Annotated in this window: 14 protein-coding genes; 8 read left to right on the top strand and 6 right to left on the bottom strand. The window is 65.4% G+C overall.

Features of this window, described 5'->3' with window-relative positions:
- Positions 1-70: 70 nt before the first annotated feature.
- The 7 genes from mshD (at position 71) to asd (ending at position 7,259) form a co-directional block, all read left to right on the top strand.
- Positions 71-1,042 (top strand): mycothiol synthase, encoded by a 972-nt coding sequence (mshD, locus tag ACSBOX_RS04660; protein ID WP_442545023.1) that lies wholly within the window; start codon positions 71-73, stop codon positions 1,040-1,042.
- Between the two features lie 103 nt (positions 1,043-1,145).
- Positions 1,146-3,395 (top strand): RNA degradosome polyphosphate kinase, encoded by a 2,250-nt coding sequence (locus tag ACSBOX_RS04655; protein ID WP_442545022.1) that lies wholly within the window; start codon positions 1,146-1,148, stop codon positions 3,393-3,395.
- 11 nt (positions 3,396-3,406) lie between these two features.
- A complete protein-coding gene (locus tag ACSBOX_RS04650) occupies positions 3,407-4,375 on the top strand; it encodes an NUDIX hydrolase (protein ID WP_442545021.1) in 969 nt (322 codons plus the stop codon).
- 18 nt (positions 4,376-4,393) lie between these two features.
- Entirely contained in the window at positions 4,394-5,197 is an 804-nt protein-coding gene (locus ACSBOX_RS04645; RefSeq protein WP_442545020.1) for a thymidylate synthase, read from the top strand.
- Entirely contained in the window at positions 5,194-5,781 is a 588-nt protein-coding gene (locus tag ACSBOX_RS04640) for a dihydrofolate reductase (protein WP_442545019.1), read from the top strand. The genes ACSBOX_RS04645 and ACSBOX_RS04640 overlap by 4 nt, the downstream gene beginning before the upstream one ends.
- 2 nt (positions 5,782-5,783) lie before the next feature.
- A complete protein-coding gene (locus ACSBOX_RS04635; RefSeq protein ID WP_442545018.1) occupies positions 5,784-6,008 on the top strand; it encodes an NF038396 family protein in 225 nt (74 codons plus the stop codon).
- 108 nt (positions 6,009-6,116) lie between these two features.
- Entirely contained in the window at positions 6,117-7,259 is a 1,143-nt protein-coding gene (asd, locus tag ACSBOX_RS04630; protein ID WP_442545017.1) for an aspartate-semialdehyde dehydrogenase, read from the top strand.
- A gap of 84 nt (positions 7,260-7,343) precedes the next feature.
- Here the strand turns inward: asd and ACSBOX_RS04625 are convergent, their stop codons facing one another.
- Positions 7,344-8,462 (bottom strand): winged helix DNA-binding domain-containing protein, encoded by a 1,119-nt coding sequence (locus tag ACSBOX_RS04625; RefSeq protein ID WP_442545016.1) that lies wholly within the window; start codon positions 8,460-8,462, stop codon positions 7,344-7,346.
- 109 nt (positions 8,463-8,571) lie between these two features.
- On the opposite strand from ACSBOX_RS04625, the gene ACSBOX_RS04620 reads away from it, so the two are divergent.
- On the top strand, positions 8,572-9,039 hold the full coding sequence (locus tag ACSBOX_RS04620) for a hypothetical protein (RefSeq protein WP_442545015.1): 468 nt from the start codon (positions 8,572-8,574) through the stop codon (positions 9,037-9,039).
- A gap of 32 nt (positions 9,040-9,071) precedes the next feature.
- On the opposite strand, the gene ACSBOX_RS04615 is transcribed toward ACSBOX_RS04620, so the two are convergent.
- The 5 genes from ACSBOX_RS04615 to ACSBOX_RS04595 form a co-directional block, all read right to left on the bottom strand.
- On the bottom strand, positions 9,072-10,139 hold the full coding sequence (locus ACSBOX_RS04615) for a UDP-N-acetylmuramate dehydrogenase (RefSeq protein ID WP_442545014.1): 1,068 nt from the start codon (positions 10,137-10,139) through the stop codon (positions 9,072-9,074).
- 86 nt (positions 10,140-10,225) lie between these two features.
- A complete protein-coding gene (locus ACSBOX_RS04610) occupies positions 10,226-10,663 on the bottom strand; it encodes a MaoC family dehydratase (RefSeq protein WP_442545013.1) in 438 nt (145 codons plus the stop codon).
- A gap of 2 nt (positions 10,664-10,665) precedes the next feature.
- Positions 10,666-11,115, bottom strand: coding sequence for an FAS1-like dehydratase domain-containing protein (locus tag ACSBOX_RS04605; protein WP_442545012.1), 450 nt, complete (start codon positions 11,113-11,115; stop codon positions 10,666-10,668).
- A gap of 55 nt (positions 11,116-11,170) precedes the next feature.
- Entirely contained in the window at positions 11,171-12,670 is a 1,500-nt protein-coding gene (locus ACSBOX_RS04600) for an FAD-dependent monooxygenase (protein ID WP_442545011.1), read from the bottom strand.
- A 17-nt stretch (positions 12,671-12,687) separates the two neighbouring features.
- Positions 12,688-12,912 carry a DUF3188 domain-containing protein gene (locus ACSBOX_RS04595; protein ID WP_442545010.1) on the bottom strand — a complete coding sequence of 75 codons (225 nt, stop codon included), beginning with the start codon at positions 12,910-12,912 and terminating at the stop codon, positions 12,688-12,690.
- Between the last annotated feature and the right edge of the window lie 70 nt (positions 12,913-12,982).

The following is a 12,982-nucleotide window of genomic DNA, read 5'->3' as shown; positions in this document are numbered from 1 at the left end:
CTTACACGGCCAACGGAGTGCCCGCAAAATCCATCCCGCCAAACCGGCCCGGGACGTATAGCCTTGCAGCATGAGCCCTGCGCACCCGGAGAACTGGCCCGTCCTCGTCGTCAAAGGCGCCTCGGATAGCGAGTTGTTGAGAGACATCAAAACGCTCGCCGCAGCTGCCGAGGAGTCGGACGGCAATCCCCCGCTGTCCGAACAGACCCTCGTCATGCTGCGCGGAGCCGATTCCGGCGACCACTCAGTGCTCACAATGGCCCTCTATGCCCCGGACGAGCAGTCCGATCCGGGGAGCGGCCAGGATCTGGCCGGGATCGCCGTCGTGGTTGAAGCGGACGACGGGACCGGGGTCCTGGAAATGGCGGTGCACCCGAGCTACCGCAACCAGGGTGTCGCGGGAAGGCTGCTGGACTCGCTCCGGGACAGCCGTGGGCTTGCGGGCCTGAACGCCTGGTCCCATGGAAACCACGAGGCCGCCGCGGACCTCGCGGCCCGCTACGGCTACGGCCCCGTACGTGAACTGTGGAAGATGCGCCTCATGTCCTCCATCGCGGAAATGCCCGACGCCGGCCTGCCTGAGGGAGTCTCGCTGCGCGCCTTCGTGCCGGGTCAGGACGAGTCCGCGTGGCTGGCTGCCAACAGGGCAGCATTCGCCCACCATCCCGAGCAAGGGTCGCTGACCAGGGCCGACCTGGAAGCCCGGATGGCCGAGGACTGGTTCGACCCCGCAGGTTTCCTGCTGGCCGTGAATCCGGCCGGGGAGCTGCTCGGTTTCCATTGGACCAAGGTGCACCCCCGGCAAGGATCCCACCCGGCCATCGGCGAGGTGTACGTCGTCGGGGTGACGCCGGCAGCCCAAGGCCTGGGGCTTGGCAAGGCGATCACTGTTGCCGGCATCAGGTATCTCCAGAGCCACGAACTGCACTCGGTGATGCTGTACGTGGACGCCGACAACACCGCGGCCGTCGCCCTTTACCAGAAGCTGGGCTTCGTGCGTTGGGACGTCGATGTCATGTATGCGCCGTTAACCGGGAAGTAACCCGGAACCAAGGCACATCTGAAAGGCTAGGACATCTAGGATTCCGGCACGTGGAATCCTTGTAGGGTTGAATCAAACCCCGCGCTGAACGAAGGAGAGCCAGATGAACCCGGACCCGGTCGGAACCACCAAAACCGAGGTCAAGGGCGCAACCCTGCCTCCCCGCTTCGGTTCGTCCGAAGTCCCGGCAGCGCGGGCAACCCAGGACCGCATCGACATTCCTGAATTTGCGCCCTCCCTTGAGCCGGAAGGCGACATCACTCCGGACCGTTTCCTGGACCGCGAACTGAGCTGGCTCGCCTTCAACTCCCGCGTCCTTGAACTCGCGGAGGACCCGGACCTTTTCCTGCTGGAGCGGGTCAACTTCCTCTCCATCTTCGCCTCGAACCTGGATGAATTCTTCATGGTGCGCGTGGCCGGCTTGAAGCGCCGCATCGCCACCGGACTCGCGGTGCCCTCCCCCGCCGGACTGAGCCCCATCGAAGTCCTGGAGCAGATCGGCGATGCCGCCCGGAAGCTGCAGGAACGCCACGCGCGCGTATTCGCCGAGCAGATCCGCCCCGCCTTGGCCTATGAGCACATCCACCTCATGCGCTGGGACGAACTCGACGACGAAGCCCAGCACCGCTTGAGCATCATGTTCGGCGAGAAGGTCTTCCCGATCCTCACCCCCCTCGCCGTCGATCCCGCCCACCCCTTCCCCTACATCTCCGGGCTTTCCCTCAACCTCGCCGTGATTGTCCGCAACCCCGTGAGCGACAAGGAACTGTTCGCCCGCGTCAAGGTTCCGGACCAGCTGCCCCGGCTCGTTTCGATCGACGGCCCGCGTGCCGGCGCGGTCCCGGGCCGCGTGGCACGGTTCATCGCGCTCGAAGAGGTCATTGCGGTGCATCTGGACAAGCTGTTCCCCGGAATGGAAGTCATGGAGCACCACAGCTTCCGCGTCACCCGCAACGAAGACGTGGAAGTTGAAGAGGACGACGCCGAGAACCTCCTGCAGGCGCTTGAAAAAGAACTTCTGCGCCGCCGCTTCGGCCCGCCCGTCCGGCTTGAGGTCACCACGGACATCAACCCGAACATCCGTGCGCTCCTGGTACGGGAACTCGGTGTCGAGGAGTCCGAGGTCTACTCCGTCCCGGCCCCCCTGGACCTCCGGGGCCTGTCCGTCATCGGCGGCATCGACCGCGCCGACCTCCACTACCCGAAGCACGTGCCCCACACCTCGCGGTACCTGAACGAATCCGAGACGTCCAAAGCCGCCAACGTCTTCGCGGCAATGCGCCGCCGCGACATCCTGCTGCACCACCCGTACGACTCGTTCTCGACGTCGGTCCAGGCTTTCCTCGAGCAGGCGGCCGCCGACCCCAAGGTCCAGGCCATCAAGCAGACCCTGTACCGCACCTCCGGCGATTCCCCCATCGTGGACGCGCTGATCGATGCTGCCGAAGCCGGCAAGCAGGTCCTGGCCCTCGTGGAGATCAAGGCCCGCTTCGACGAGCAGGCCAACATCTCGTGGGCACGCAAACTGGAGCAGGCCGGAGTGCACGTGGTGTACGGCATCGTGGGGCTCAAGACGCACTGCAAGTTGTCCCTGGTTGTCCGCCAGGAAGTGGATGGCCTCCGCAGGTACTGCCACATCGGCACGGGCAACTACCACCCCCGGACGGCCCGCTACTACGAGGATCTCGGCCTGTTGACCTCCAACGAGCAGGTGGGCGAGGACCTGTCCAAGCTCTTCAACCAGCTCTCGGGGTATGCCCCCAAGTCGACGTTCAAGCGGCTCCTCGTGGCTCCCCGCTCGGTGCGGTCCGGATTGATCGACAGGATCGAGACCGAGATCCGCAACGCCCGCGCGGGAATTACCGCCAAGGTCCAGATCAAGGTCAACTCCATGGTGGACGAAGCCACCATCGACGCCCTTTACAGGGCGTCGCAGGCCGGGGTGAAGGTTGACGTCATCGTCCGCGGCATCTGCTCGCTGCGGCCGGGAGTGCCTGGATTGAGCGAGAACATCACGGTCCGCTCCGTCCTGGGCCGCTTCCTGGAGCACTCGCGTGTGTTTGCCTTCGCCAATGCCAACGATCCCGTGGTCTACATCGGCTCCGCGGACATGATGCACCGCAACCTCGACCGCCGGGTCGAGGCCTTGGTGCAGCTCGCCAACCGCGAAGACACCGCCGAGGTCATGGACCTGCTGCGGCGCTACATGGACCCCGGCACGGCCAGCTGGCACCTCGACAACCAAGGCCATTGGACCAGGTTCCACCAGGCCGAAGACGGCTCGCCGCTGTTGGACATCCAGTCCTGGCTGCTTGCCTCCCGGTCCCGCCAACGTGCAGTTGCCCGGCGGTAGGCAGCGAAAAGTTGAAGAGCGATACACCTGTTGCAGACCAGACGGACCATCCCGGGGAGCCGATCGCCGTCACGGCGGCCGGCGCCATTCCCTGGCGCGTCACCAAGGGCGCCCTTGAGGTCCTGCTGATTCATCGGCCCAAATACGACGACTGGTCCTGGCCCAAGGGCAAGCTCGACGCCGGGGAAACCATCCCGGAGTGCGCCGTCCGGGAGATCAGGGAAGAAATCGGCCTCAAGGCAGCCCTCGGGATCCCGCTTCCTCCGACGCATTACCATGTGGCTGCGGGGCTGAAGGTGGTGCACTATTGGGCGACGCAGGTCAACGGCTCCATCATCAAGCCGGACGGCGAGGAAGTGGACGCCTACATGTGGGCCGCGCCGGACAAGGCGGCACGTTTCCTGAGCAACCCGACGGATGTTGGTCCCCTCCAGGCGCTGGCGAAGGCCCACCTGAATGGCGAGTTGGAGACGTGGCCCCTGATTCTGGTGCGCCACGCCAAAGCCAAGCCACGATCCTCCTGGACCAAGGCCGAAGGCAGCCGGCCCCTTGCCGTGACAGGGCTGCGCCAGGCGCTTGCCGTGGAACGGCTTCTGGGTGTGTGGAAGCCTTTGCGGATCGTGAGCAGTCCTTGGGCCAGGTGTGTATCCACCATCGCGCCGTACGCCAAATCTGCCGGGGCCAAGGTGAAGCTCCTGGAGGCCCTGACGGAGCACAACCACCAGCGGAGCCCAAAGAAGACGTCCGCCGTGATCGAGGGCCTGTTCGACAAGCAGCGCGCGGTTGCCCTGTGCACCCACAGGCCGGCGCTCCCCACCGTCTTGAAGACGCTCGGCGAGAGGATGGGCCCGGAGCTACACGAGGCGCTTCCGGCCCAGGACCCGTACCTGGCCCCTGGCGAGATGATCGTGTGCCATGTGGCCCGTGGAAACGGCCAGCGCGTAGTGGCCGTGGAACAGATCAAGCCCTTCGACGACTGACTCCAGTAAGCTGGGTGCGTGAGCATCCCAACCCCATATGAAGACCTCCTGCGCGACGTCATGGCCAACGGCACGCACAAGTCGGACCGCACGGGCACCGGCACTCGGAGCGTTTTCGGCCGCCAGCTGCGCTTCGATTTGAGCCAGGGTTTCCCGCTCGTCACCACCAAGCGGGTGCACTTCAAATCGCTCGCGTTGGAGCTCTTGTGGTTCCTCCGCGGCGAGTCGAACGTGAAGTGGCTCCAGGAGCAGGGCGTCACCATTTGGGATGAGTGGGCAGACGCCGACGGCGAACTCGGCCCGGTATACGGCGTGCAGTGGCGCAGCTGGCCGACCCCCGACGGCGGGCACATTGACCAGATCGCCGAGCTCATGAAGGGCCTGGCGGCCAACCCGGATTCGCGCCGGCACATCGTTTCGGCCTGGAACGTGTCCGAGATCAAGGACATGGCCTTGCCGCCGTGCCACGCGTTCTTCCAGTTCTACGTTGCCGACGGCAAGCTTTCCTGCCAGCTGTACCAGCGTTCGGCCGACATGTTTCTGGGTGTCCCTTTCAACATCGCCTCCTATGCATTGCTGACTTGCATGGTGGCCCAGCAGCTGGGTCTTGAGCCCGGCGATTTCGTCTGGACCGGCGGAGACGTCCACGTGTACGACAACCACGTGGAGCAAGTCACCGAACAGCTCTCCCGGGAGCCGTTTGAGTACCCGCGATTGCGCTTCGCCCGCAAGCCGGACTCGATCTTCGACTACACCTTCGAGGACTTCGAAGTAGTCGGCTACCAGCACCACCCCGCGATCAAGGCGCCCGTGGCGATATGAGCACCCACGAAACTCCTGCCGCGGAGTCCCCTTCTTCCGGGGAGGCAGCGGAAACGCTCACCGGAATCGGCCTGGTGTGGGCACAGACCGGCAATGGAGTGATCGGCAAGGGCGGGACAATGCCATGGCACGTTCCCGAAGATTTGCGGCACTTCAGCCGGCTGACAACAGGGCATCCGGTCATCATGGGCCGCAAGACGTGGGAGTCTTTCCCCGCAAAGTACCGCCCCTTGCCCGGCCGCACCAACATCGTGGTGACCCGGCAACACGGCTGGGCGGACTCGCCCGAAGCACGTGGCGCCGTCGTCGTCTCCTCACTTGATGCCGCGCTCCTGGAGTCCCAGTTCGCGCCGGGTGGCCAGAATGTCTGGATCATCGGCGGGGGCGAAATCTACCGGCAGTCCATGGACATCGCGAATGTCGCCGTCGTGACGGTCATCGATTCCGACATCGACGGGGACACCTTCGCCCCGGAGTTCGGTGAGGCGTGGAATCTTGAGGCGACACAACCGGCTGAAGGCTGGCTGACCTCGAAGAACGGCACCAACTACCGGATCGCCACGTGGCGCCGGACGGAAGACTGAGAATGCTGAAGAAACCTGAGACCCTGTTCGTGCTCGGCTATATGTTGCTGCCGCTCTTCGCGCTCTTGTCCGCGATCGTCGGGCTCACCATGATCCTGGGCGGCAACAAGATCCTGGGGATCATCGTCCTGATTGTCGTAACCCAGGTCTTCGCTTTCGGGGCATTCTTTGCCCTGCGAGCCCGCAAGGCGGCCCTGCTGGAAGAACCCGACGCCTCACCCAAGTAACTCGCAGTTGTTGTCGTTTAGAGGGCTCATAACGACACCTGCTGCCAGTCAGTTGGGTCGTGACGTAACCGACAGCGGCCGGGAGCCGCGAAAGTCTAGACTGGTTCAATGACTACAGCAGCTAATCCGTCCGTCGGACTGGTCGGTTGGCGTGGCATGGTCGGCTCCGTCCTGATGCAGCGCATGCAGGAAGAAGGCGACTTCGCCAACATCAACCCGGTATTTTTCTCCACCTCGAACGCGGGAGGTGCAGCGCCGTCATTTGCCGACGGCGCAGGCAAGCTCGAGAACGCGTTCGACATTGAGACTCTTGCCAAGCTGCCGATTATTGTCACAGCCCAAGGCGGCGACTACACGAAGCAGGTCCACGGCGAGCTTCGCAGCCGCGGCTGGGACGGGCTCTGGATCGACGCCGCATCCACACTGCGCATGAACGATGACTCCATCATCGTGCTGGACCCCATCAACCGCGACGTCATCGACGCCGGCCTGTCCGGCGGCGTGAAAGACTACATCGGCGGCAACTGCACGGTGTCCTGCATGCTCATGGGGCTCGGTGGCCTCTTCAAGAACAACCTGGTCGAGTGGGGCACCTCCATGACTTACCAGGCTGCGTCGGGCGGCGGTGCCCGCCACATGCGCGAACTGCTCAACCAGTTCGGCACCCTCAACAACGAAGTCAGCAGCGAACTGGACGATCCCGCCTCCGCGATCCTGGAAATCGACCGCAAGGTCCTGGCGACCCAGCGCTCCGGCGTCGACGCCACCCAGTTCGGCGTACCGCTTGCCGGCTCCCTGATCCCGTGGATCGACGCCGACCTCGGCAACGGCCAGTCCAAGGAAGAGTGGAAGGCCGGGGTGGAAACCAACAAGATCCTCGGCACGGGCAACGGAAACCCTGGCAAGGACCACGTGGTCATGGACGGGCTCTGCGTCCGGATCGGCGCCATGCGCTCCCACTCGCAGGCACTGACGCTCAAGCTGCGCGAGGACCTGTCCGTCGCCGAAATCGAGAAGCTCCTGGACGCCGACAACGAGTGGGCCAAGGTTGTGCCCAACACCAAGGAAGCGTCCATGGCTGACCTCACCCCAGTGGCTGCCTCCGGCACCTTGGAGATCCCGGTCGGCCGTATCCGCAAGCTCGAGATGGGCCCTGAATACATCAGCGCCTTCACCGTGGGCGACCAGCTCCTCTGGGGCGCTGCCGAACCGCTGCGCCGCATGCTGAAGATTGCTACCGGCACCCTCTAGGCGTCCTGCTTTAGTCAACTGACTCGCAGTTGATGTCGTTTTGAGCGCTCATAACGACATCAACTGCGAGTCAGTTGGGTGGCGTCAGCTCTCCATGAACCGCAAGTACTTCGCGGCCTGGAGTTCGAAGGACCGCTTGGCCGTCGGAGCCAGGCCTTCCGCGGCGAACGGCTCAGGCACGACGACGGCGCTTCGGCCGGTGCCGCTACGGGACCAGGTGCCCATCACTTCGCCGCCTGACACGATCATCCGCTTGAAGACCCCGTTGCCGCCCGGAACGACTTTCTGGAAATGCTCAGGGGGCAGGACAAGGCTGCGGTCCGTATACCCGAGCAGGAATTCATCGAATCCAGGCAAGGCGAGGACCGTGCGCGAGCCGGGAACGCCGTCGTCGAGCAGTGCCGCCGTCTCGGGCGACAGCCAATAGGACGTTCCCTGGAAGACGAGCTCAACGAGTTGGCCGCGGATGGCCTCGTGGGCTGCCCGGACTTCGGTCTTGGGAATCTGGCTCCACCACGCGAAGTCCCCGAGCGTGGCCGGTCCGTGGCTGCGAATATACCTGAGCAGGAATTCGGCAATCCCTTCTTCACGGTCGAGGCGCCGGGAGTCCGGAATCCACTCGTCGAAGGCGACGAACAGTTGCTGTCCCAGGGCTTTGCCTGCCGAGCCCGCCGGAGGACCTTGCACCAGCCAGGCGTATTGGCACAGAATCCAGAGCAAATGGATGCCGCGTTGGGCCGAGGTCACCTGGCCCGCAGATTCGAAGATCTTGAAAAGCTCCTCGCGCGTGGCGCCCGGACTGCCGGCGACGCGTTCGAGGGCCAGGTCCCGGCAGGTCGCGACGTCCGTCTCGTCGATGCCGAGTTCCCGGTGCCGTGCGGCAACAGAACGCATGGATCGCTCGGTGGTGATGGCGAGGATCCAGCGCAAGTCCTGCGGCGGAACCAGATGCAACGTGCCCCGCATGGGCCAGGACCGGACCACTGTGCCGCTCTCAAGCGCTTCCAGCACCGTGGACAGTCCGGAACCGGGAACCCTCTGCCCCACGGCCCAGAACGCCCACGCGAGGTCTTGCGCCTGCATGGCACCCATCCGGGAGACGCATTCCTCCGCGCTGCCGAAACCCCCGAGCAATCCTTGGCTCGCGAGCCGCAGCCTGCCCATGACTCTGGGGGTGACGCTGATCCTCGCCGAAGCTGCCATGGCCCCATCATAGGACGCATGGCGGACAGCTTCAGTCCTCAATTGTTCGCGGGAGAAACTCCCATGCCGCTCACAGGGGCCGTTCAGCGGGCCCTCCTACGCTAGGGGAATGCTGTTCGGTGAGTTAGGTCCGCTGCTGCGGCCGCTCAGCCGGCGGTTAGCAGCCGCTGGTTGGTGCGCTGCCGCCGTCGGGCTTGTCTGCGGCCTGGCCATAGCTGTTGGTGCGGGGGTCCGGTTATCCCCGTCGATGCAGACTGTCCAGGAGGTTGGACTTGCCGCCACAGGCGCCGCCGCCCTGCTCCTGGGCCTTGCAGCCGCGAGCCAGCCATCGTCCGATCGGCGCGTCGACGATCCCGAATCGGGGTTCACGGGCGCGAACGACCAAGTGCGCAGTTTCCTGCTCGCCGCCATCGTCATGCTCCTGGGCGTTGCAGGCTTCGCGGCAGCAGGCTGGATCTCGCCGGGCGGTCCGTCGCCTCAGAGCATGGCGTTCAGCCAGATCTTCCTCCTGGGGGCCGCGAGCTGCGGACTGACGTTCCTCTTGCTCAACAAGGTCCTTCCGACCGGGAAGCGCTGAAGCGCCTTCCCCGCGGGGACCAACGCAGGCTCCTACAGGGCCAAACCGATCAGTAGCGGCTCCGGGTGCAGTTCGATGCCAAAGCGCTCGAGGACGCCGCGTCGCACCTCGCGCGCGATCGCCACAAGATCCTCCGCGCTCGCGCCTCCCCGGTTGGTGATGGCAAGGGTGTGTTTCGTGGACAGCGAGGCCCGCCCGCCGGACACGCTCGCGGGATCGAGTCCGAAGCCCTTTCCGAAGCCGGCCTGGTCGATCAGCCAGGCTGCCGACAGCTTCACGAGGCCATCGTTCCCAGCGGGGTACTGCGGCGCTCCCTCGGGCAACGACGCGGCTGTGGCGGCCGGAACAATCGGGTTGGTGAAGAAGGAGCCCGTGGAGTACGTGTCCCTGTCCGAAGCGTCCAGAACCATGCCCTTGGAAGCGCGCAGCCGCAGGACTTCGCGCCGGACGTCGTTGGAATATGCGCGCTTCCCGGCCTCGACCCCCAGGGACCGGGTCAGCTCCGCGTACCGGATGGGGGCGCTCATCCTTCCGAGCGGCAGCTGGAATTCAACCGTCAGCACCACATAACGTGGCGAGCCCTCGGTGGTGGTCTGTTTGAGGATGGAGTCCCGGTAGCCGAACTTGAGCTCGGAGTTAGTGAAGGTCTGCACAGCGTTGCGTTCCCGGTCCCAGGTGCGCACGGCGGCGATGGTCTGGGACACGTCGGCACCGTAAGCGCCAACATTCTGCACAGGAGTGGCGCCCGTGGCGCCGGGAATGCCGGAGAGGGCTTCCAGCCCGGACCACGCGTGCAGCACGGAATGTTCCACGAGGGCGTCCCAGTTGTGCCCGGACTGGACCACGACGGACACTCCACCGCAGCTGTCCTCCGAGTTGACGGTGAAGCCCTGCGAAGCGATCTTCAGCACGGTGCCCGGGTATCCGGCGTCGGAGATCAGAAGGTTCGATCCCCCGCCGATAATGAGCAGTTTCTCGCCCGCGGCATCCGCCGAGCGGACGGCGTCGATGATTTCCGCCTCGGTGCGGGCCTCCACAAAGGTGCCGGCAGGGCCACCAACGGCGGCCGTGGTCAGTTCGGAAAGCATCGTCTGGGTCACCAAACAAGCCTAGCGGGGATTCGCTGTGCCAGCCGACCCCGGGGCGCGCCGGCCAGGCGCGCGCCCCGGCCCGGGATGCTGATTACTTACGCAAGTTTCACAACGGCTTGGGACTTCATGAGGACCTTCTGGCCGGCGAATGTAACGGTGAGGTCGATGCGCGCGGTGCGGGCCTCGGCGTCGAGCGCTCCCACCACTCCGGCGACCTCGATCACGGCGCCGGGCTCGCTGGTACCGGTGGTGTCGGCGACCAGCACCGGTTTGGTGAAGCGCGTCTGGTAGTCGACGACGGCGGCAGGGTCGCCGGCCCAGTCGCTCACCAACTGCACGGCAGCGCCCATGGTGAACATACCGTGGGCGATGACTCCGGGAAGCTCGACGCCGGTGGCGAAGGATTCATTCCAGTGGATCGGATTGAAGTCGCCCGACGCGCCGGCGTACTTGACCAGGTCCTGGCGCGTGACCTCGATGCTGCGGGTACCGATTTCCTGGCCCACGGTGAGTTCTTCAAGTTTCAAGCTCATGGCTACTGTCCCTCTCCGCGGACCAGGATGGACGAGGTGGTGGTGGCGACCCGTTGGCCGTCCACGGTGGTGATTTCCGAACGCGTCGTGATCATGGCCCCGCCGCCCATGGCGCGGACGCCGTCGACGTGCAGTTCGGCCCGCAACTGATCCCCGGCAACGATCGCACGGTGGTGCGTGAAGCGCTGGTCGGCGTGCACAACGCGGCTGAAGTCGATCCCCGAATCGGGGTCCTCGATCAGCTGGGCATCGGCCCGCTGGGCGACGATGATGGCGAAGGTCGGCGGGGCGACGAGATCGCTGTGGCCAAGCGCCTTGGCGGCGTCGACGTCGAAGTGGGCCGGGTGGGTGGCCTTCACGGCCCGGGCGAACTCCCGGATCTTTTCGCGGCCGACGTCGTACACCTCTGAGGCAGGGTAGCTGCGGCCCTGCAAATCCGGGTTAATAGTCATGATCCAACCCTATCGGCCCGGGACGAGTCTCCGGATAAGTGTCGAAGCCGGACCGCTACTCCGCGGAAGGCGGTCCGAACCATCTGGTGAGCGCGTCGTCGAGGCCCAGCTGGGAGCCTTCTCCGACCCAGGCCACATATCCGTCGGGCCGGATCAACACGGCAACGGGGGCGGGGACTGTCCCGATCGCGGGAAGCTCCCAGGTCCCGGTGTAGGTGGCGTCGATCAACTGAACGCGGTCTGCCCACGGCGTGATCTCTATGGTGCCGGGCTCGCCGAGGTTGAGGAGCACGGGACGGGCATCGTGCAGCAGCCCGAAGACACGCTGCGTACCGCCTGCGGTGACGAGGTCGAGATCGGGCATGCGGAGTCCGAGCAGCGGGTGCCCCTCGCCGAGCTTGTAGTGGATGCCCAGACCCGACATCATCGCGGCGAAGCGCTGGCGCGGTTCCTCCATGCCGAGGAGCTCGGCCACGACCTCGCCCACGGCCTTCGTGCGTTCGTCCTGGCGGCGGAGCGCGACACTCGCCATCGTGTTGCGCAGCACGCGGGCGGCCACCGGGTGGCGCTCGGCGTGGTAGCTGTCGAGGAGGCTTTCCGGCGATATCCCCTTGACCACCTGGGCCAGCTTCCATCCCAGGTTCACGGCATCCTGCACGCCGGTGTTGAGGCCCTGTCCGCCGTCGGGGGCATGCACGTGTGCTGCGTCGCCGGCGAGGAGGACCCGTTTGTCGCGGTAGTTCGCGGCCTGCCGGGTCATATCGGTGAAACGGGAGATCCAGAGGGGGCTGTGGGCCCCGTAGTCCGTCCCGCATACGGCGATGAGCGCCTCGCTCAGGTCCTGGAGCGTCGGTTCGCTTGCGGATCCGACGTGCTCCTCGGTCACCATGACCCCGACGGGTCCGCCCTCGGCGTAAACGATCTTGCCGTCGTGGATCTTGTAGTCCAGCTTGCCGAAGGAGTGGATGCCAAAGGCGTTGGTGTGGACGCCCAATGGCGGCTGCTCGGCCATCTCGACCTGGGCGATCAGGGCGCTGGTGGTCGGATCCCAGCCGGGGAACCCGATGCCGGCTGCCTTACGGACCAGGCTGCGGCCGCCGTCGCACCCGACGAGGTATTGCGCCCGCAGCGGCTCGCCGGCGGACAGCCCGACGTCGACGCCGGTCCCGTCCTGCTCGAAACCGGTCACCTCGCGCCCGTAGTAGATCGGCACCGCCAGGTCGGCGACCCAGCCGGCGAGGATACGCTCGATGTGGTTCTGCCACAGCCCCAGCCCGTAGTTGTGCCGGGTGGGAAAGTCGCTGATGTCGAAGCGGACGCCGCCGAACCCCGCAACCTGGGCGAGCTGTCCCTCGGACAAAAAACGATCGGCAATTCCGCGTTGATCGAGGACCTCGATGGTTCGCGAGTGCAAACCGCCCGCACGTGAGCCGGCGAGCTCCTGGCTTGCGCGCCGCTCCACAATCGCGACGTCGACGCCGGCCAACGCCAGTTCGCCCGCGAGCATCAGCCCCGTGGGGCCCGCTCCGGCGATCACCACCGCATGCTGGGTCATTCCCATGCTCCCCCGGGCTACTTCTTCAAGGCCTTGCGGACCTGCTGTCCGCGGACCACCATGCCCACGACATGCAGGACCAGGCCAAGCCCGATCACGAACAAGGACGTCAGCGCAAGGCCCTGGTTATGGGAGGCGTTGCCAATGATCGTCAGGATGATCCCGACGGCGATAAGACCCATCGCGCCGAAAACCAGCGTCTTGTAGGCGATTGAGGCCGTGGCCCAGAATTCGTTCAGCACCACCCAAGTTTAGGACACTTGCCGGAACCGCAGATTCCGCAGGACGGGAACGGACGCAAGTGAGCGAGCC

Source organism: Arthrobacter sp. KN11-1C, assembly GCF_052180225.1.
Taxonomy (GTDB): domain Bacteria; phylum Actinomycetota; class Actinomycetes; order Actinomycetales; family Micrococcaceae; genus Arthrobacter.
The sequence above is the reverse complement of the archived record's forward strand: the minus strand, read 5'-3'. Positions and strand labels throughout refer to the sequence as shown.